15 protein-coding genes are annotated in these 19,641 nt (G+C 67.2%); 7 read left to right on the forward strand and 8 right to left on the reverse strand.

The genetic code is table 11. The features are described 5' to 3' along the window. Window positions 1–142: 142 nt before the first annotated feature. The 3 genes from JVH1_RS41255 to JVH1_RS41265 all read left to right on the forward strand — a co-directional run bounded on the left by JVH1_RS41255 (window position 143) and on the right by JVH1_RS41265 (window position 3,966). Window positions 143–517, forward strand: a complete 375-nt coding sequence (locus JVH1_RS41255; protein WP_009475880.1) for a hypothetical protein — start codon at window positions 143–145, stop codon at window positions 515–517. 63 nt (window positions 518–580) lie between these two features. Further along, window positions 581–3,562: a UPF0182 family protein gene (locus tag JVH1_RS41260; RefSeq protein WP_009475879.1), complete on the forward strand. Its 2,982-nt coding sequence runs from the start codon at window positions 581–583 to the stop codon at window positions 3,560–3,562. A gap of 143 nt (window positions 3,563–3,705) precedes the next feature. Further along, complete coding sequence (locus JVH1_RS41265; protein WP_009475878.1) at window positions 3,706–3,966, forward strand: hypothetical protein; 261 nt, start codon at window positions 3,706–3,708, stop codon at window positions 3,964–3,966. Between the two features lie 902 nt (window positions 3,967–4,868). Here the strand turns inward: JVH1_RS41265 and JVH1_RS41270 are convergent. After that, window positions 4,869–6,191, reverse strand: a complete 1,323-nt coding sequence (locus JVH1_RS41270; RefSeq protein ID WP_371113162.1) for a hypothetical protein — start codon at window positions 6,189–6,191, stop codon at window positions 4,869–4,871. A 775-nt stretch (window positions 6,192–6,966) separates the two neighbouring features. Then, the gene (locus JVH1_RS41275) at window positions 6,967–7,731 is read right to left on the reverse strand and encodes a hypothetical protein (RefSeq protein WP_009475976.1); all 765 of its coding nucleotides are present in this window, start codon (window positions 7,729–7,731) and stop codon (window positions 6,967–6,969) included. Window positions 7,732–8,474: 743 nt separating this feature from the next. Between JVH1_RS41275 and JVH1_RS41280 the strand changes: the two genes are divergently transcribed. Together JVH1_RS41280 and JVH1_RS41285 are read left to right on the forward strand one after the other, a co-directional pair. Continuing rightward, window positions 8,475–8,999 carry a hypothetical protein gene (locus JVH1_RS41280; RefSeq protein ID WP_009475977.1) on the forward strand — a complete coding sequence of 175 codons (525 nt, stop codon included), beginning with the start codon at window positions 8,475–8,477 and terminating at the stop codon, window positions 8,997–8,999. A 419-nt stretch (window positions 9,000–9,418) separates the two neighbouring features. After that, window positions 9,419–9,724 (forward strand): hypothetical protein, encoded by a 306-nt coding sequence (locus JVH1_RS41285; RefSeq protein ID WP_009760329.1) that lies wholly within the window; start codon window positions 9,419–9,421, stop codon window positions 9,722–9,724. 230 nt (window positions 9,725–9,954) lie between these two features. Here JVH1_RS41285 and JVH1_RS41290 read toward each other — a convergent pair whose 3' ends face one another. From JVH1_RS41290 to JVH1_RS41300, 3 genes are read right to left on the reverse strand one after another with little or no spacing between them, the layout of a single operon-like run. Then, window positions 9,955–11,946, reverse strand: a complete 1,992-nt coding sequence (locus JVH1_RS41290) for a serine/threonine-protein kinase (RefSeq protein WP_009760330.1) — start codon at window positions 11,944–11,946, stop codon at window positions 9,955–9,957. Window positions 11,947–11,958: 12 nt separating this feature from the next. Next, window positions 11,959–12,852 (reverse strand): hypothetical protein, encoded by an 894-nt coding sequence (locus JVH1_RS41295; protein WP_009760331.1) that lies wholly within the window; start codon window positions 12,850–12,852, stop codon window positions 11,959–11,961. After that, entirely contained in the window at window positions 12,849–13,247 is a 399-nt protein-coding gene (locus JVH1_RS41300) for a hypothetical protein (RefSeq protein ID WP_043779670.1), read from the reverse strand. Before JVH1_RS41300 ends, JVH1_RS41295 begins: the two co-directional genes overlap by 4 nt. A 1,291-nt stretch (window positions 13,248–14,538) precedes the next feature. Between JVH1_RS41300 and JVH1_RS41305 the strand changes: the two genes are divergently transcribed. Next, window positions 14,539–15,159 carry an FHA domain-containing protein gene (locus JVH1_RS41305; RefSeq protein WP_009760333.1) on the forward strand — a complete coding sequence of 207 codons (621 nt, stop codon included), beginning with the start codon at window positions 14,539–14,541 and terminating at the stop codon, window positions 15,157–15,159. Between the two features lie 365 nt (window positions 15,160–15,524). Here JVH1_RS41305 and JVH1_RS41310 read toward each other — a convergent pair whose 3' ends face one another. The 3 genes from JVH1_RS41310 to JVH1_RS41320 all read right to left on the reverse strand — a co-directional run bounded on the left by JVH1_RS41310 (window position 15,525) and on the right by JVH1_RS41320 (window position 17,115). Next, window positions 15,525–15,677 (reverse strand): hypothetical protein, encoded by a 153-nt coding sequence (locus JVH1_RS41310; protein ID WP_157173990.1) that lies wholly within the window; start codon window positions 15,675–15,677, stop codon window positions 15,525–15,527. Between the two features lie 498 nt (window positions 15,678–16,175). Then, window positions 16,176–16,511, reverse strand: coding sequence for a hypothetical protein (locus JVH1_RS41315; protein ID WP_157173991.1), 336 nt, complete (start codon window positions 16,509–16,511; stop codon window positions 16,176–16,178). A gap of 403 nt (window positions 16,512–16,914) precedes the next feature. After that, window positions 16,915–17,115, reverse strand: a complete 201-nt coding sequence (locus JVH1_RS41320) for a hypothetical protein (protein WP_009760338.1) — start codon at window positions 17,113–17,115, stop codon at window positions 16,915–16,917. Window positions 17,116–17,269: 154 nt separating this feature from the next. Between JVH1_RS41320 and JVH1_RS41325 the strand changes: the two genes are divergently transcribed. Next, window positions 17,270–17,755, forward strand: coding sequence for a hypothetical protein (locus JVH1_RS41325; RefSeq protein ID WP_009760339.1), 486 nt, complete (start codon window positions 17,270–17,272; stop codon window positions 17,753–17,755). Window positions 17,756–19,641: the final 1,886 nt, after the last annotated feature.

Consider the following 19,641-nt stretch of genomic DNA (forward strand, 5'->3'; position numbering starts at 1 on the left):
GTACCATTCCGGGCCGACTCGACTGGTCGGTGGTCGGCTTCGGCGCCGAGACGGCGGCCGCGAACCGGCGCAACACCCGCCGGTCCGGCCTCGGCCGGCAGCGGCCTTGGCGGCGGCGGTGCCGCCGGACGATACTCACCTCGTGAAGAATCGGCGGCAGGGCCGGATCTGGACCTGGCTCTTCGGCGTGCACGCGGCGTTGGTGCTCGGATTGCTTCTGTTGTTCGTGCTCGTCGCCGAGCTCACCAATCCCACCGGCGGCGCGAACATCGGTGCCGGCATCCTGCTGCTGCCGTTGCTGCCGCTGGGTCTGCCCTGGTCCCTGCCGGTGATCGTCGACCCGTACCGCTTCGACCCCGCGGCCGAATCCCTTGTGTACACCGTGTACCTGGGAGCGGCGCTGCTCAACGTGGCCGTGCACGGACTCCTGCTGCTGTCCTGCTCTGTGCTGCGTGCACAGCACTCCGTGTTCCGTGCGCAGCAGCGGCCGCCACGGCGAGCTCCTGGCGGCGTGTGAGGACCAGGCCGCGGGCAACAGTGGCGAAAGTTTGGACTCGTACCTAGACCGGGAGCGTGGGACATGGGAATACGGACCCCCGACGGTCAACCGTTGTTGTCCCGCCGCGCCCGGGTGTGGCTGATGGTGGCGTTCGCATCGTTCGTCCTGCTGTTCGTCGGGCCACCGCTGATCGAGATGTACACGAACTGGTTGTGGTTCGGGGAGGTCGGGTTCCGCGGCGTCTGGATGACGGTGGTGCTCACCCGGCTGTCGCTGTTCGCGATCGTCGCGGCGCTGGTCGCCGGCATCGTGTTCCTGGGTGTGCTGCTGGCCTACCGCTCGCGGCCGGTGTTCATCCCCGCCTCCGGGCCGGAGGACCCGATCGCCCGCTACCGCACGATGGTGCTCGGCCGGAAACGGTTGTTCGGGCTGGGGATTCCGATCGCTGTGGGACTGCTCTGTGGGTTGATCGCGCAGGGCAACTGGGCGACGGTGCAACTGTTCCTGCGCGGCGGCTCCTTCGGGCGGACCGATCCCGAGTTCGGGCACGACATCGGGTTCTACGCCTTCGATCTGCCCTTCTACCGCAGCGTGCTCAACTGGTTGTTCGTGGCCGTACTGTTCGCTCTTCTGGCGAACCTGCTGACGCACTACCTGTTCGGCGGGTTGCGGGTGTCCGGCAAGGGCGGCGCACTGTCCGGGCCTGCCCGCATCCAGCTCGCGGTGCTCGCCGGAACGTTCATCGTCCTCAAGGCGGTGGCGTACTGGCTCGACCGCTACGCGCTGCTCTCGAGCAGCCGTAAGGAACCCACCTTCACCGGAGCCGGCTACACCGACATCCACGCCGAACTGCCCGCCAAACTCATCCTGGCGGCGATCGCGGTGATCTGCGCCGCCTCGTTCTTCGCCGCGATCGTGCTGCGCGACCTGCGGATCCCGGCCATGGCCGCGGCGCTGCTGGTGCTGTCCTCGATCCTGGTCGGCGGGGTGTGGCCGCTGCTGATGGAGCAGTTCTCGGTGCGCCCGAACGCCGCCGATGTCGAGCGCCCCTACATCGAGCGCAACATCGACGCCACCCGTCACGCGTACCGGATCGGCGGCGACACCGTCGAATACCGAGACTATCCGGGTGTGGGAACCCGCGCTCCCCGCGAGGTTCCCGCGGACGTGACGACCATCGCCAACGCCCGCCTCTTGGACCCGGATGTGCTCTCGCGCACCTTCACTCAGCAGCAGCAACTCAAGAACTTCTACGGGTTCCCGGCGACACTGGACATCGACCGATACGACATCGACGGCGAACCCCGGGACTACATCGTCGCCGCCCGTGAACTGTCCCCGAACAGCCTCACCGGCAACCAGACGGACTGGATCAACCAGCACACCGTCTACACACACGGCAACGGATTCGTCGCCGCCCCCGCGAACCGCGTGAACGCCGCCGTGCGGGACGCGACCGTCGAGGCCTCCAACAGCAACAGCGGCTACCCCATCTACGCCGTCAGCGACATCGCCACCCAGGGATCGGCAGACCAGGTGATCCCGGTCGAGCAACCCCGCATCTACTACGGCGAGGTGATCGCCCAATCGGACCCGGACTACGCCGTCGTCGGCGCCACCCCGGACTCGCCGCCCCGCGAATACGACACCGACACCTCCACCTACACCTACACCGGAGCCGGCGGCGTCCCCATCGGAAACTGGCTCAACCGATTGGCATTCGCCGCCAAGTACGCCGAACGCAACCTGTTGTTCTCGCGGGCAATCGGCGCCGATTCGAAGATCCTCTTCCACCGCGACCCGGTAGAACGCGTCCAGCACGTCGCCCCCTGGCTGACCACCGACGCCAACCCCTATCCCGCGGTCGTGGCCGGGAAGATCGTCTGGATCATCGACGCGTACACCACCCTGGGCAACTACCCGTACGCGCAGCGCAGCTCCTTCGACGAGCCGGTCACCGACGCCGCCACCGGCCGCCAGCTGCCCCGCGAGGAAATCTCCTACGCACGCAACTCCGTCAAGGCCACCGTCGACGCCTACGACGGCACCGTGACGCTGTATCAGGTCGATGACCAGGATCCGGTCCTGACCGCGTGGATGAACATCTTCCCCGGCACCGTGCAGTCGCAGGACGCGGTGCCCGAGGAGCTGCGCGCCCACTTCCGCTACCCCGAGGACCTGTTCGAGGTGCAGCGGGAGCTGCTGGCCAAGTACCACGTGGACGAGCCCCGGGAGTTCTTCACCACCAACGCCTTCTGGTCGGTGCCCAGCGACCCGACTGTGGAGGAGAACCCGAACCAGCGACCGTTCTACGTGCTGGTCGGGGACCCGGTGACCGCGGAACCGTCGTTCCGGTTGGCCAGCGCGATGGTGGGGTTCAACCGCGAGTTCCTCTCCGCGTACATCTCCGCGCATTCCGACCCCGACAATTACGGCACGCTCACCGTGCTGCGGTTGCCGACGGACACCCTCACGCAGGGACCGCAACAGATTCAGAATTCGATGATCTCCGACACCCGGGTCGCCTCCGAACGCACCCTGCTCGAGCGCTCGAACCGTATCCAGTACGGCAACCTGCTGACGTTGCCGATCGCCGACGGCGGGGTCCTCTACCTCGAACCCCTCTACACCGAGCGGATCTCCTCGGAACAGAACGGTTCCACCTTCCCCCAACTCTCGCGGGTGCTGGTCAGCTACCGTGAGCCCGGCACCGGCGGTGTCCGGGTCGGCTACGCCCCCACCCTCGCCGAGGCCCTCGACCAGGTCTTCGGCGCCGGAACCGGTCGCGCGGCCACCGCGCCCGGCGGCGACGCCGCAACCCCCGCCCCACCCCCTGCCCCGCCCGGGACCGAAGCACCCCCACCGCAGCAGCAGGACACCCCCGCCCCCACAGCGCCCGCACCCGCACCCGCACCCGCGGATGTGGCCACCGCGGTCGACGAACTCGACGCGGCACTGGCCAACCTACGCACCGCCCAGGACAGCGGCGACTACGCGGCGATCGTCGCCGCACTCGCCCGCCTGCAGAAGGCGGTCGACGCCTACCAAACCGCAGGGGAATAGGCCGTCGGTGAGCCATCACCGTGCTCCACCAGTCTCTGCCCGACGATGATCTGCCACAGCGCCCGGCACATGAGATCGGCGGCGGGCAGAGCGCCGAATAGCCCAGCGGGCGGGTAAAGTCCAGGTCAGCGAGGGAGTGGTTGATGCTGACCGGGTCGAGTCTCGAAGTCGAAGATCTGCGGTGGGGTTGGGTCGTGGTCGGGTTCGCCGTCGGATGCGGTGCGGTGCTGGCCCTCACCCCGTTCTACCTGGTGCTGGCCGCCGCTGCTGTAGGTCTCATCGGACTGGGTGTGTTCCACCTCGCCGGTCATCGGACCGCCGGGGCCAGGTTGGCCTCGGCCGGGTTCGGTGTGCTGCTCCCGGCCGCCGTTGTCGCGGCCCTGGAAGGGATCAATTCGCTCTGACCGTTCGGGTGGGCACGGCGGGCTCGCCGTCAGCTTCTCAGGCACCTCAAGCCCTTGTTTGAGAACGGACTGTCCGCATCGGCCCGGACCACACCATGTGCGGCGTCGGCGGGCGTTCCCGCGCAACCATTGGTGACCGGTCAGTGATCCACGTGGGAACGGACGTACCGCCGGAATATGGGTGTCGAAATATGTGCCGAGAACGGCGACCGCCTTCTGCTCGTGCACCAGAGTTCATTGCCAATGTGAATCGCGTATTGCTGGTGACCTCCCCGGGCATCGTCATACTCGACTACACGGAGACGATGGCATCGGACGGCGACGGGGTCGACCGATCGAACCTGTTCGGTGTTCACTCGGATCATCGAACGAGCCGACGTGAGCGGGTGCCACGATGGCGCCCGCCAGCGGATGCTGGGGAAGGACGGCCAGGGTGGAACCGGAAACGGCAGGCGCTCGCTTGTTGCTGTCGGTGATCGAGCGTGCCCAGAACCTGGTCGCCGTCTCCGACTACGGCACCGGCCAGCGGTCATCAGCTTTTCGACGGCCTCGGTGTCTCCTTCCGCTTCGATTATGTGGACAAATTCTGGGTGTCAATGCCCGGATCGACGACACCCGGTGTCCGGGCGAGCGCCTGCCGCGCTCGATCGGGTCCGCCGAGGGCGAGACACCCAAGGGGGCCGACCGGGATATGGGACAAACCTGCCGCGGTTGTAGGGAATCAGAAATCGTGGCGGACCGGTCCCGTCCGGGTTAGCGTCGATTCCCGATGCGGAAGTCGTGTCGGCGCTGGGTTAACTGGACGGGAACTGAAACTTGCCTCGGTGGTGGCGTCCAAAGCGGTGATCTACCGGCCCCCTCCGAGCGGGCCGGTAGATGCGCATTGGGGCATGTATGCGGAGCTAATTCTGTGCTGCGTTTGGGTTATCGCCGTACTGTGGTGCGCACTCCGAAGCGCCGCATGGGGTGTCTTCAGGCGACCAGTTTTGTGGCAATCTGTATGTGCCTTGGTCGGTTCCGGTGCCGCCGGGATCGGTGTACGTCGCCCCCGGGTCGGTGTAGGTCGTTCCCGGGTCGGTGTACGTCGCCCCCGGGTCGGTGTAGGTCGTTCCCGGGTCGGTGTAGGTCGTTCCCGGGTCGGTGTACGTCGCCCCCGGGTCGGTGTAGGTCGTTCCCGGGTCGGTGTAGGTCGTTCCCGGGTCGGTGTAGGTCGTTCCCGGGTCGGTGTAGGTCGTTCCCGGGTCGGTGTACGTCGCCCCCGGGTCCGTGTAGGTTCCGGGATCCGCCCCGTAGCCACCGAAGTCAGGTGGAGCGCCATGTGAAGAATCGGGCATAGGGGCCACGGGCGCAGCTTCGATCGGAGGCGCCGGGGCCACGGGCGCAGCCTCGACTGGGGGTGCGGGGATTGCCGGCGCGGGTTGCACGGGTGCGCTGCCGTCATGGCCAGTGTCGGGTATCGCCGGCGCCGGCGCTGTCTCGACTGCCGGAGCAGGCACGGCCGGCGCGGGAGCCGGGTCTACGGGGCCCGCCGCGGCGGGAGCAGGGGCCGCCGGAGCGGGAGCGCCCACAGGTGCGGGGTCGGCGGGAGCTGGGGCGGGTGGAGCGGGTGGAGCGGGCGGCGCCGGAGCCGGAACCGGTTCGGGCGTCGCCGGATCGGACACGGGCTCGGCCGGAACGAGCCCGGGGTCCCCCGGGTCGGGTGCCGGCTCGACGGGAGCGATCCCCTCATCCCCCGGAGCGGGTTCCTCGACCGGTGTCGCGGCGGGCCGGTTCAGCATCTTCGGGCCGGGCTGGACCGGGGTGTTGCCGTAGTTCACGTAGACGGCACCGATCAGGCCGATGGCGGCGATGCCGACCATGAGGAGGGCCAGAGCGGGCCCACTGAGACCGAGGAGCAGCCGGGCCTCCCGGGCCCTCTTAGCCGGACCGAAGGCCCTGGTGGCTTGGGCGGCTCTGTTGGCGTTCCGGGCGCCCTGGCTGAGCTTCTGGACGCCTTTTGCGGCCTCGGCCGCTTTCTTGGCCTCCGCGAACTTCTGCATCTCGAGGATTTTCTCGGCCATCTTTGCGGCTTCGGCGCCGTGATGTCCGAGGAACCGTGCGGTGCGTAGTTCCGCCTCGACTCCCGCGACGGTGGTGTTCGCTGCTGCGGCCGCTTCGGCCATGGTCATTTGGCCGTACCGCAGTTTCTCGATGATTTGTGCCCAGGGTATTCCTGGCTCGGACATGGGGTTCTTCTTCGATCGTCCGGGGCATCCCTTCGGTTGGCGGAACGCCCTCGTGGATATCGACAACCCTCGTCCGCATCCGCGGTGACGAGCACCAACCCTAGGGCTGATCAGCCGCACCCTAGGGTCGATTTCTTCCCATCCCACGGTGATCGTGAATCCAGGCCGGTATTGGGTCCCCGGGATACGAGACAAACCTGCGGCGGCGGTGATGGTGACTTGTGCGATTTCCACTGGTCAGTGGTGGCGGGGCTGGTGTGGCGTGCCGTGATCGACGGTGGTGTAAGCGGGGGCAGGTCAGGCCGGGCTCGAGCTGCCAGTGCGGTCGCGTAGCCACGCCCGCGCCTCGTCGAGCAGTGCGCCAGCCTCGGTGGGGATGGTCGGACGCGGCGAGCAGTGGTCCCTGCCCGCAGGTTGTGCAGGCCAGGTCGGTCACGGGTCCGGTGGGCGGGCAGGCGGCGCAGTGATGGGTGACGATGTGGGTTCCGGTGTCGTCGGGTTCGGGGTGATCGCGCTGGCCGACTGCAACTTCGCCTCGAGGGCGCTGCTCACGGCGGTCCGCAACACCGGTGCGCACCTGCTGGTCCGGGTCAAGAACAGTCGCAACCTTCCGCTCTTGCCACCCGGCTGCCTGACGGCCCTACCTGTCCCGGATGAAAACCGATCGAAACTCAACGACGGGTGGAGGATGTTTTCACCCTGCCTCGAAGGCCATGACCGATCATGCCCGTGCCAGTGCTGGATGCCCGATGTCATGCCTCGGGCCGTTCGGCACTCAGAGGGTCATCTCCGTCGAGGCCTGCGCAGGCTTTGCCGGGTTGCTGTTCTCCCATAGGAATGTGTATGCGCCAGGGACGGGTTCGTCCATGACAAATACGATCCACTCGCCTTCGATCTTGTTTATAGAGGAGACGTTCTCGGAGATGAATCCACCGCGCTTGTCGCCGCGGGCGGACTGGCCGTCCGGACCTGTCAGTTCGAAGTCGCCGGGGTTGACATCAGAAAACCCGCCGGTCGAGCAACGGCCGCAGTTTGCGTTGATCTTGACCCAGACCTCGTGCTTGTCCTTCTCGCCAGGCTGGTAACTCGGCCAGAGAAACGCCTCGTCCAGGGTGATCTCCATGTCAGTGCCGAATGTCATCCCGACCGGGAGGCCCCTCGGCTCGATGCTCTCGACGCTGTCGTGTTCGGCTAGCGGGATTCGTGTCTGGTTCTCGTCGGCCTGGCCGTAAACGAGGACGACGCTGTCGACGACATCGTCGCCGTCGAGTGTCTCCGACGGAGCCATTATGGAGGCGGTCGCCGTACCGGACGCTTCCCCGCCGCCGGCGATCTCGGGGCTGTCGAATGACAATTTGACCACCGCGCCATCGACCTCGAGGTATGCCTTGTCGGTGGGGGTGTGGCTGACTCCCACCAGGTTCTTGTAGTTCAGGTCGAAATCGAGTGTCGTCGAGGCATCGTCCGAGTTCACGGTCACCTCGTCGACGGTGATCTCGAAGCCATCGTGCCAGCCGATCTTGTCGATCTCGCGCTCCACTGCCGACCGGCTTCCTTCCGATGTGGGTTCGGCGGCCGAGGCTAGTGCGGGGAGCAGGAGAGCTGCGGGTACGACAGCACTGATCAGAAGAGCCGAGCGAAGGAAGTTGGGCCTCATAGCGAATCTTTCTTTGGCGGGGGCAGCGTTTCCGTGCCGATCAACGCTTACTAGCTTCTCGCGGACAGGCACGGGGGATCTTCGACAGTGGGGTGAAAGTTCCTCACCCCCGATGGTGTTCGTGCACCCTCTCCCTGCGCATCCTCGACCGAGCCCGGTATGGGCGAACAGCCCGCTCGCACAGACCTCTACCTCCGCTCAGCCCACGGCCGTCGCCAAGGTCCCTCGGCGCGGTCACCTGTCGAACGCGTGCCGATCGATCTCCCTGTCGATCGATATCCCTGGGAATCGATTTCCCTGCCTATCACGCAGTAAGGCGGCGAGCCTGCGGGGCGTCTGTGGGGCGTCTGTGGAGCGCCGGATGTCACGAGCGATCCCGTTGCCAGTGTTGCCGTGCCGAGACTCGCACTCCACCAATTATTTTGGTCCCCATCGCATGACCGGCAAAGATTATTTGCGCCAATCGGTTCGGTGACGCCGAGAGAAAGTAGGGGAGCGCGTCCCGCGTCGGTGCACTGCCGATGCAGGGGTGAGGAACTTCAGACCTGCCGAGGATATCAATTCGCTTCATTTCGCGGGAATCTTGTCGGGACAGCAAAACCGGCAAGCAACACAAGGAGTTTCACATGTTGAACATCAAGAAGCGCACTGTCACGGCGATTGCCATTGCCGCCTTTGCGCTGTCGGCTGGTGCGGGAATTGCGTCCGCCGAACCCGCGGCACCGGGCGGCGCCGGGGGTAGCGCACCGGGTGCACCCGGGGTCGGTGCACCGGGTGTCGGGGCCCCCGGCACGGGCGGTGACGCACAAAGCAACGCCCAGTCCGGCAACGCCAACGCCGGTGACGGCGGCGCCGGCGCCCCCGGAATTTCCTTCGGCGGCCCGACCATCGGACTGAACAACGGCGGCGGCAACGGCAACAGCGAGGTGGGCAGCGGCGGCGACGGCGGCAATGCGCGTTCCGGCGACGCCACCACGGGCCCAACCACCGGCGGCGACGGCGTCGGCGGCTGGGGTGTCGGCGGCAACGGTGCGGGCGGCAACGGTGGAGCGGCCCCCGGAGGTGACGGCGGCACGATCCAGCAGGCACCTGCACCTGCTCAGGGCGGCGGCCCCGGCATCTGCGTCATCCCGATTCCGTTCGTCTGCTGATCGCCATCCCTGCCCGTAAGGGATCGCGGACTCCCACAGGGCCGGCCCACCCACGAGACACCGGGCCGGCCCTGTGGGGGGCGTATCGCCCCGAACATGGTGTGTCGAAGCTTCTCTTCCGGGGGCAACGACTGATCCTGCGGCAATCGCCCAGCTGGCGATGATGCCGCATCCTCATTCATCGAACCCGCGTGGACGCGCACGAAATCGTGACCGGCCGGTCAGGTGCAGGCGGGGCGGGTCACCACCGCTACCCGTCGCCGCAGACCACCGGCTTCCCTACCCGCCGGAGTGCCCAATCGAAGCAATCTTTCGGGATCGACGGTGAGTCCAAAGGCCGCAAGCTGATCTCGGCGATATCCGTACCGTTCCGGGACGCCCCAGACCTCACTCGACCTCATCACGCAAGGAGTTTGACCATGTCGAACACTATGAAATTCGCTGTCCCCCTGATCGCCTTCACCGCAGTGGCCCTGACCGTCGGCGGGGGAATCGCCGGCGCGGCAACCAATGAGAGCGGCCCGCGGGAGGGCTACAGCTGGGAAGTGCCGGAAGAAGCTACCGCGGCCGACCCCTCGGCTGCGCCGCCCGCACCGACCGTATCCGTCTATATCCCCGGTGTTTCCCTGCCCGGGATTACTGTGGGTGGTGTCGGTGTCGGCACCGACGGTATCGCCTTCCCGGGCCCCACCATCGGCCTGCCCGATCCTCCGGAGATCCCGTAACCGCTCCATCACCTTCTGTGCGACAACCTATTTCATCCTCAGGTAGATGCCGCGGTTCGCGACGGCAGTCCCTCTTCCCGCCGTCGGTGTGGTCTTGCGGATGAGCACGAGGTGGTGCGGCATCGGGACTTCGGTTCCCGGGCAGTGTCGGGTTCGTGGCTCGCTCCACGGGTGGACCGCGCCCGGGGGACGGGTCGTTCCCGGGCGATGCTGTCGCCGGGGACGAAGTATTACCGCTGGTCGGTGGTGGTGCCCGCGGATCTGGTGTTGCGGTGGGTTCGACGGTAGCGGCGGCGACGGCCAATGCGGGCGGCGCCGACGGCGGCGGCGGCCCCGGCTGCCGCCGCGACTGCCGCGCAGACCGCCACGGTGGTGGTGGTCGGTGGGCGAGCGGTGAGAATCCAGAGGGCGCCGACGATCGCGGCGCCGAGCACGCCGGCGGTGACGGTGGCACCGATGATGCCGGTGATCCGGCCCCGACCCCGGCGCAGGGAACGCAGGAACGATTCGAGGTAGGCCACGGCGAACAGCGCCGCGGCGGCGAGTCCGACGGCGGCCGCGGTGGTGGTCGCCGGCTGGGTGGTGCGGACCGGAAATGTCCACGTTTCGATCACCTGACCGGCCTGGAGCAGGGTCAGGGTTCCGGTGAGAGTTCCGGCCACGAAGTACTGTCCGCCGAGTGGGGACAGTGTCGCGACCGCGGCAGCACCCTGGTTGATCAGTGGCGCGGCGCCGGTGTTCTTGACCGGGATGTCGAGTACGTCGAGGGCCAGGGTCGCGGCGTCGGCGAGGCCGGCACTCGCCACCGCCACCGGCACCGGCGCGGTCAGATCGACAGGGACGGGCGCACCGCCGGCCGGGTCCGCGCCGGCGACGGTGACAGCGCCGACCGGGGGCACATCGATCGGGGGCGCACCGAGACCGAGCAATGCCACCAGGACGGTGATGACCGCCAGGGCGGCGGCGATGACCAGCGGAACACGAGGGGAGGGGAGATTGACGACGGTGCGGACGTTGACGAGGTCGGCGCCGGCGACGTCGGCCAGGCGGGCGCCGGGAGCGTGGACGGTGATCGACGGGCGCACCGTCGGCGGCGATTCCGTCGCACGCGACCCGGGTGCCGGCGCGGTGGGTGATGCGGTGGGGTCGGTGGTTGCGGTCGGGTCGGTGGTGGCTGCCGGGTCGGCCCGGTGTGGTTCGGTGCCGGGAGGGCTTGGGACGGGCCGTCGGGGTGCGGCGTGTGGTCGGGTCAGCGGCAACGGTGGATGGTCGTCGCTGTCGGTCAGCGTCGGGGTGTGCGGGGGGCCGAGTCCGGTGGCCGAGACGATGGTGTCGGCTCCCATCACCGGGATGCCCTCGGTGGTCAGCCACCCCGGGCCCCAGCGTCCGGTGGAGGCGCATGCCAGTGCGATCCCGAAGGCCTCGGCGGACGGGTAACGCAGGGTGGGGTCGGTGGCCAGTCCGCGCATGACCACGTCGGCTATCGGGTCGGGGACGGCGGGCGCGGTCTCCTGCAGCGGGGTGGGGGCGTCGAAGGCGTGCATGAACAGCAAGGCCATGGCGTCGTCAGCCGGTGGGAACGGCAGTTCCCCGGCGAGGAGTTCGTAGAGCATGGTGGCCAGCGCGTAGACGTCGGTGGCGGGGGTGAGTTCGCCGCCGCGGGCCTGTTCCGGCGCGATGTAGGACGGGGTGCCGAGGACATCACCGGCCTTGGTGGCCAGGGTTTGGTCGCCGCCGATGACCTTGGCGATGCCGAAGTCGGTCACCTTGATCGCCCCGGAGGCGGCGAACAGCAGGTTTTCGGGTTTGATGTCGCGGTGCAGGATGGACCGGTTGTGGGCGGCGGTCAGCCCGGCGGCGCAGGCCAGGGCCACCGCGACGGCGGCATGCGCGTTGAATCCGGTGCGGGTGAACCGGTTCCACACCGTGCCGCCGGGGAGTAGTTCCATGACCAGCAGGCACAGGCCGTCGTGTTCGACGAAGTCGTAGACGGGCACCACGTGCGGGTGGTCGAGGGAGGCCAGCAGCTGGCCCTCGGCGGTGAATCGGCGCCGGATGCCCGGGTCGGTGGCGAAGGCGGGCGGCAGCTGTTTGATCGCGACCGGGCGGCCGAGGGCGCGATGGCGTCCGGCGAGCACGATTCCCCATCCGCCGTGGCCGAGTTCGCCGCTCACCTCGTACGCGGGGAGGGCGGCGGCCACACGATCGATGTCGGTATCCATGTGCCGGTCCGATCAACGGGGTCGGTTGCTGCCGAGGGGGCGAGTGGACGGCGGGCCGGTGTCTGACGGCCACCGGTCGGTGGGATCTTCACCGATCCGTCCGGTCCGGTCGTCGTCCACGACGTCACCGTCCTCGAGTTCGTCGTCGGCCATGTCGTCGACGTCCTCGTCCTCGTCCGTGTCCGGTGTGGGGGTGAGGTAGCCGAGGATGAAGAAGCCGGCGGCGAATCCGCCGGCGAGGAGCAGCCACCGATCCAGCGTCGGCGCCCACACCCGGGTGGCGGACAGGGTGAAAGCGAGCACCAACCCGATCCCGATGCCGGGGGTAAGCATCCGCAGGCCGCGTCGCCACCGGTTCTCGTGCAGTCGGCGCCGGGCGATGCCGAGGGCGGCGTCGAGCACCGCGAGTGCGGTGAGCAGAGCCAGCGCCAGCCCGAACAGCCCGTACACCGACACCAGCGAGCCGCGCACATCGGTCACGGTCGCGATGTCGCCCAGAACGGTCCCATCGCCGCCGCGGACGGTGACCGTCCCGTTGATCAGGCCGGTGGCCTGCCCGTCGAGCCCGGACAGATCGAGCTCGAAATCGAGGGACTGGGTCTGTCCCGGCGCCACGGTCAACCCGACCGCGGTGTGATAGGAAAAGAAGGTCAACCCGAGGACGTGCCCGGACAGGTCGACCGCAGCGACGGTGACCGGGGACGCGGTGTCGTTGTCGAGATTCACCGTCACCTGCGCAGGGCTGTGCGGGTCGAGACGGATCGGATTGGTCGGGCCGGCGGTGACGATATCCTGACCGTTGACGGTCACCGTCATCCCCACCGACTCTGCTGCACCGGCGCCGGGAACGACGAGTAGCACTGTCCCGAAGGTAATGACGAGCGAAATCAACCACCGCATGATCATGATTCCTCCTCGCGGCCGGGCTGTGGAGTGAGAAGGCGTCGACGGTAGATCGACAGACCTACGAGTAGGAAGAACACGATTACCACGGCGGTCGCGGTGGATCCCGTCGCTTGACTGACGAGCACGATATCCAGTGGCGCAGCGAACGTGGGGCCACAGTCGGCTGACACGTCGTGACGTCCGACATCGGCGCCCACGGCGCGTAGCGGTGTCCGGAAGACGCCGGTGGCGTCGGCGCGAATTTCGCCGACTCGCGCACCATCAACCGAGAGCAGTACCTCGGCGTCCGGCGGACATCCTGATCCGGCCAGGGTCACCGCGTCACCCGGTTCCACGGCCTCAGCGGTGAACACCAGCCCGGGCTCTGGTGGTGGCGACACCTCGTCAGGGATCACGCCAGCTGGAGAAATCAGGCTGGGCACCTCCGGTATCGGCCCGACCGAACCGGGAAGCGTGGACTCTTGTCCCGGTCCCGGTCCCGGCCGCGGTGATCCCGGGATCTGCCTCACCGGGGGACACGGTGCCGCGTCAGTGCATCGCTCCGGCAGCGGAATCTCCGGCGGTGTGCATGGTGGGGTGCATTCCGGCGGTGTACACAGCGGGATGCAGGTGCCGTCGCCGGTCCTCAGGGGTTCACGAGGAATGGTGTTGGTATCGAAACAAGGGGATTCGGCGGGGTCGCAGATGGTCTCGCCGCCGATCGGTGGGATATCGATGTCGCGCTCCGTGCAGTGTGTGCCGGCCGGATAGCAGCCGCCACCGCCGATCTCACCCGGGAACTCGTCCGGAATGATTTCCTCCGGCGGCGTCCACGGCTCTTCCTCGGGTGGGATCCAGGGCTCTTCCTCGGGCGGGATCCATGGTTCCTGCTGGGGTGGGATCCAGGGCTCTTCCTCGGGTGGGATCCATGGTTCCTGCTGGGGTGGGATCCAGGGCTCTTCCTCGGGTGGGATCCATGGTTCCTGCTGGGGTGGGATCCAGGGCTCTTCCTCGGGTGGGATCCATGGTTCCTGCTGGGGTGGCGTCCAGGGAGCGACACCGTCTGGAGCAGGTGAACAGCCTGGATCCGGAGGTACACAGAGCGGCGGTTGATTGCGCGCAGTTGCGTACGGTGTCGGGTCGAGATTCTCTCCCAACCCTGGGAGAGGAAGCTGGGGTATCGTCGGCCACGGCGCGACGGGTTGTTGCCGCACAACATCGGTGGCCACCGAGTGTGGCGCCGCGACCGCAAGCGGGGGCCCTGAGAGGAACCCGAAAAACCCGAGAGCGCCGACGACCACAAGGGTGGACATCACCATGACCGCCCGCCGCCAGCGGGTAGGTCGGGGCATCTGCCCCACCCCCTCGGGTGCGCGTTCGGTACCTTCAGTCTGCGCCGGTGCTGCGCGCCGGGGCAATACCCGACGCGCACCGAGTTCCTGGCGGACGTGGTGGCTGTGGTGACGGGTTCGAGGCATCGCATCTTCTCAGGTCGAAGTGGTCGACTTTCAGTGTGACGTGCTCGTCGCGGCCGAATCATCACCCGCCGGGTGGACCCTTATCACCCCTCGTCGGATGCGGCACGCCGGTTCGCGATGGAACCGCACCGCCGACCATGGTGCCGCGCCGACCTGCGGAATTAGACTGGCAACAGGGCGAAGCGTCCGACCGAAAGTCGTGTGCCCGAAATTGCGGGGGAGGACGGCGATGAACGCATTGAGCGAACCGACTCTCTGCTATCTCGATGGCGGATACGGCACCCGCGAATTCGTGTTGTCCGTGGACGCACCACGGATCACCGTGGGCCGCTCGGAGAAGGCCGATATCGCGTTGCCATCGGATCCGAACGTGTCGCGGCTGCACGCCACCATCGAATGGATCGGATCCTATTGGACGGTGACCGATGACGGACTTTCCCGCAACGGTACCTTCGTCAACGGCGACCGCCTCAGTGGGCGGCGACGACTCCACGCCGGTGACGTCATTAGGGTCGGTTCCTCGTCACTGACCTTCCGCACCTTCATTGCGGCCAGCGGGGAGATGACCGGCACCGCCGACGCCCTGCCCACCCGAGCCGCTCTGACTCCGGCGCAATTCGCGGTCCTGGTGGAGTTGTGCCGGCCGTACAAGAACGACGCAGCCTATGCCCACCCCGCCTCGAATCAGGAGATCGCCGACCACCTCTTCTTGACGGTCGACACGATCAAATGCCATCTCCGCGTGCTCTTCTCGAAGTTCGGTCTCGAGGATCTGCCGAACAACCAGAAGCGCATGCAACTCGTCGCCCGCGCCCGGCACAGCGGCATCATCACCGCCAGCGATCTGTGAATCCGAGACAAATCTCTCGGCCGTAGGCTCACCCCGATCCTTCCCGGGCCGCCGCGAGTCGGTGCACCGGGTGCTTTCCGCAGCCCGAGCGAGATGCCGGCCGTTGTCAGTGATTCGACCGGCCGACCAACCGTCCTGCTGTGGTGCCGATCCAAGCGCCATCGATCATCCGATGAGTCGCGCGACGTTGCCGCCGCAGGGAGAACATTGAAAACCATTGGGGAAAAGTGTAATCCGAATCTAGTTGAAGCCTCTTCAGTCATCGGAAAACCCAGATACGCTGCCTAACAGTATCGTTGGCGCGGCCAACCGTGCCTCCGACCAGGCGCGCACTCTGTTTCAACGTAGGGCACAGACCTCTCGGCTCAGGTGAAGCGCGGCGCGCGCCCTCGGCTCCACAGCTGTTCAGTCATGTCCTGGAAGCAGACGAGGAGGAGGGGATTGTCCTGCCGCACCAGCACCGATCCGCTGACCGCCGCCCGCACCATGAAACCCTCCCGCGGGGCAAGTACGAGCATGCCGCGCAATCGTGCAGCGGTCCCAACGCATCGGCGTCGCTCGGCGAGGACTCCGGATCGACGATCTCGGTCACCGAGCGGCCGACCAACCCGTCCTCGTCGTGGCTGAGCATGCGCTCGAGCGCGGGATCCGCGTGCACCACCACACAGTCCTAGTCCGCCGCGAGTGTAGGCGTCGGAAACCGCCGCCGCAGCTCTGCGACGGGCAGCCTATCGGGAGAGCCCAGCCCTGTGTGGGTCCCCGCCGACGATCCAGAGCGTTTCCGGCCGCTGTGCTCGCCGGTGCCTGCTGCCGGGAGATCGGCGCAACGGTCGACGACCGCTACATCGGTGCCCATTGCATGGTGCGCGGCGCTACTGCAAGGGCGGTGGATTCTGCGTGCGCTGGCTTGGCGGCGCCACCGAGGGCGTACACACGGTGTTGCCGACGGCGCCGACCACCATCCCGTGTTGTGACGTAGCGACAGTGGGCAATTGCGACCAGGTCTATTGAGGTCGTCACCCGGCCATTCCGGATGGAAACGCTACCCCTCCGGTTCCCATGCAGGCACCGTTCACCGGGCCCGCAGCCCAGGCGCCAAACAGTGGATTGACGATTTTGCCGTGATGGGTGTTCACGTCCGGGGCGGACACCATCCCGACGGTGAGGCCCTGAAATACCGTGCAGGTCCAGCCCTCCATTGGTAGACCATCAGCCCGGAGGACCGTCCCCACGACCGAGGGTCGCCCATCTGGCTCCAGCGTCGGAGCGGCTGCTGCAACACCTGATCCGAGGACGATCACGGGCCCCACCGCAACAGAAGCGATGGCCGCTCGGATGACATTCTTGTTCATGGTCTTTCCTCTATCTGTAGGCGGAATCTGCTTCCGCTGCTTCCGGGATCCGGGGAGAATCTCCGTTTGGTACGGACAATCGTCACCCCGTGCGAGGTGCTGAAACATCAGCTCTCGGGTGGGAAGTCGTCACACCTGAACATCGGTGATGATTGGGTCCCGGCGAGTGGTTTCGCGGGTGTGTTCGCTCGAATATCGACACGATGTAAAACGCCATGCCGTCGGCGGAAGGGTCCCATTGCAGGTATCCAATGCGGGCGGTGCACATCCGGCTGCAGCGATCGAGGACATCGGCATGTCCTGGTGACGCCGCCTCCCGGACGGCTCGCCGGGGAACAGGTCGTGATCGTGTGGCCGTCCCTGCACCTCGAGGGCCGGGCCGCTGCCGCCTGCGCGAACGACCTCATCCCAGAGCGCCTCGGTCCCGCTGTCGTTGCCCGCCGCCCGCGGGCCCTATTAGGCGGGCACACTCCTCGCCGGCGCCGTGCGTGATTTCGCCGACGCCGGCGACGAGAGCCTCGAGCCGCCCGCTCCCGGTCATGGCGCCGCGGCCCGAGGGTGATGATCGCGGCTTGTCGTCGTCGAGGGGTGTCAGGCGCGGCACGGGCTGCGGGCTTCCTCGATCGGGTCGGCCCGAGAGGTCGATCACGGTCGGAAACTCATCCGGTGTGACGAGTTTCCACCCTGGCGAGGATGGTGTCCGCGGGTGCCAGGGATCAGGATGGGTACGGCGCGGGAATCCCAACCTTTCGACCGGGATGCCCGCGAACACGTCACCACAACAAATTCCACTGCCGCGCTCGGCGCTGAGCCTGGCCCATCAGAAATTGGTAAGTGAGCACAATGAACAACAGAACTTTGCGTGTGGCTGCCATGCCTCGGCCGTCATCGCGCCGGTCATCGCCTTCGGGGCCGGCATCGCCTCGGCCGCTCAAACCGCCACCGTCAGCGGCGGAGCAACGATCGCGTACGCCACCGGTGCGAGTCAGCCCGAACCCGTTCCTGGGACAGCGGGTCAGCGATGCTCAGGCAATCGGGTCGGAGTCGACGTGACCACCGGCGAGGATATCGTCTGCGTCTACTCCCGCGACTACTACCCGGACGGCGTCTGGGTCACCGCCGACATCGTCGGTGTCCACAACATTGGGGAACCATGCGACCCCACGACCGACAAGGCTTCCCAAACGCCGGACGGCATCCCGATCTTGTGTGTCCAGGGCCAGGGGTGGACGCCCGGACCATAGGCCGAGCGGGTGCAGGCGGTTCCTGAGTTCAGTGTCGGAGGATGGAACTCTCCTCGCCCCCGATGTGGGTCCGGAGGACGGTTCTCGGCCGCCGCCGGACCCGAGTCGTTGGATCGGCTGGTGCCCACCGTGGTGTTCTCGCACCGTACCGCCGCCGGGATTGTACGGGCTGGGGGGATCTGGATACCGATGTCGTGGAGCTGACCGCGACCCGCCGGATCCGGCTGTCGCTGCCCGAGGTGATCGGGCAGCGGGGTTCGCTGTGGCGGGAGGAGTGGCAGGGGTCGTCGATGGGCTGCCGGTGACGACCCTAGCCCGCACCATCGGTGATCTCGACGCCTTCGGCGCCGATGCCGGCCGCCTGGGCCCTATGGTCCGGACTCATCCGAGGTCTGGTCACGGTGGAGGAGGTGGTGGTTGTGCTGTCCCCGCGCGCGTTCGATGACGGTCACCGTGTGCTGGAGGGGTAGGCCTCGTCGAGGCGCTGATCGCGCACAGGGGGGCGACCACGCTGGCCGTCGCGGATATCGCCCGGAAGGGCACTCCCGACCTCACGACACCGCCACCACCACGGGCAGCGCCGTCGGATGTCGGGCAGCTGAGCGTCGTGCTGGTGAAGGGCGCTGACCGAGTGACAGTGCGCGATGCGCTGGTGCGGTCGTTCGCCACCGCCCTCGGGGCGGCCGAACCGTCGGCAAGCCCGCATCCACTGGGACGATGACGTCCGCGTGGACGGTCGGTCGGTGAGCCCGGCAGTGCGGACCCCGCACGGGGTGCGGGCGAGCATCACCGACCGCCTCGACCAGTACGCCAGAGAGCACGGGCAGAACGGGGGCCTGGGTGTGCTCACCTGAGGTGGCGCCAGTGGGGTTACTCTTCGGCAGTCAGGTTCACGGTCGCCGAGTACGCGCCGATCGAGTGGCGACTGGTTGGATATGCGGGTAATCATCGGCGAGCCTCGGATAGTTCCCACGGACGAGTACGAGGCGGCTCCCTACCCTCAACACCCGACTCTCCAACCGGAGCCGGCATCAGGGCGGAACGGCAGGAAGTCCAGCACGGTTCACACCACGCCGCCCCGTGCGGATGGTCGGCGACCCGATCGGTCGCTGGCGCCGATTCGGGCCGCCCATCCGGCCGCAGGGGAGTTTGATGGAAAATTCCTCCGTTGCCCCTCCGGCATTCATAGTCGCACACAGTGTTTGGTGTGTGCTGATGCCGGATTAGATTGGTCCCCACACCTGGGGAATCAAACCGCCGCTGACCCCATTGAGGAATCCGGTGAATATCCACGTATACATGATGACCTCCTCTCCTGCTTAGTGTGCCCAATAGCGCTTCGGCTGAGGGTCATTCGATTCCTGAACAAGTACAATTCTCGTTCTCAAGGCAGGTGGAGAACATCGCCTGCGGGGCTGAAATGTCCTACCCTCGAGCGTCAGATACGTAGAGCGGTGTCAGCTTGTGTTGTCGAAGTCGAGGATCGGCAGTGGGCGGGCCGCCGGGGCGCCTGTCCGGGAGCGCCCAAGGAGCGCTGAGGGCGAGCTGGATCGCGTCGGCGCCTTCACCGCAACCGACGTCGAGGTCGCGTTCCGGCCGTGCGCTGGTCATCTCGTCAACATGCGCCGTGGGGTTCTCCGCTCCACACGCGATCCCGTTCGCTGTAGCGCGCATCCCATTGGTCTGCCTCGCTTGATGCTGCCCTGACCTCGATGAACTCGCCCGCATCTTCGATACTCCACCCCGGACAGCGTCGGGTTCGTCGCGTCATCCGGTCATCTCCTCCCCGCGGCGCGGCAGGCTCCGGGGGAGCCGCGGGATTGGATAAGACTGAGCCGGTGCGGTCCGCGTGACATCGTGCAGGTACTCGACGGCGACGTCAAACA

The organism is Rhodococcus sp. JVH1, assembly GCF_000280725.2.
GTDB lineage: Bacteria > Actinomycetota > Actinomycetes > Mycobacteriales > Mycobacteriaceae > Rhodococcus_F > Rhodococcus_F jostii_A.

What these genes read in the sequence shown, in the direction of transcription:
- JVH1_RS41305 (WP_009760333.1), top strand. Translation starts at nt 14,539, where the DNA reads ATGAACGCATTGAGCGAACCGACTCTCTGCTATCTCGATGGCGGATAC.
- JVH1_RS41280 (WP_009475977.1), top strand. Translation starts at nt 8,475, where the DNA reads ATGTTGAACATCAAGAAGCGCACTGTCACGGCGATTGCCATTGCCGCC.
- JVH1_RS41270 (WP_371113162.1), bottom strand. Translation starts at nt 6,191, where the DNA reads ATGTCCGAGCCAGGAATACCCTGGGCACAAATCATCGAGAAACTGCGG.
- JVH1_RS41315 (WP_157173991.1), bottom strand. Translation starts at nt 16,511, where the DNA reads ATGAACAAGAATGTCATCCGAGCGGCCATCGCTTCTGTTGCGGTGGGG.
- JVH1_RS41310 (WP_157173990.1), bottom strand. Translation starts at nt 15,677, where the DNA reads ATGCTCGTACTTGCCCCGCGGGAGGGTTTCATGGTGCGGGCGGCGGTC.
- JVH1_RS41295 (WP_009760331.1), bottom strand. Translation starts at nt 12,852, where the DNA reads ATGATCATGCGGTGGTTGATTTCGCTCGTCATTACCTTCGGGACAGTG.
- JVH1_RS41325 (WP_009760339.1), top strand. Translation starts at nt 17,270, where the DNA reads ATGCCCGCGAACACGTCACCACAACAAATTCCACTGCCGCGCTCGGCG.
- JVH1_RS41285 (WP_009760329.1), top strand. Translation starts at nt 9,419, where the DNA reads ATGTCGAACACTATGAAATTCGCTGTCCCCCTGATCGCCTTCACCGCA.
- JVH1_RS41290 (WP_009760330.1), bottom strand. Translation starts at nt 11,946, where the DNA reads ATGGATACCGACATCGATCGTGTGGCCGCCGCCCTCCCCGCGTACGAG.
- JVH1_RS41265 (WP_009475878.1), top strand. Translation starts at nt 3,706, where the DNA reads ATGCTGACCGGGTCGAGTCTCGAAGTCGAAGATCTGCGGTGGGGTTGG.
- JVH1_RS41260 (WP_009475879.1), top strand. Translation starts at nt 581, where the DNA reads ATGGGAATACGGACCCCCGACGGTCAACCGTTGTTGTCCCGCCGCGCC.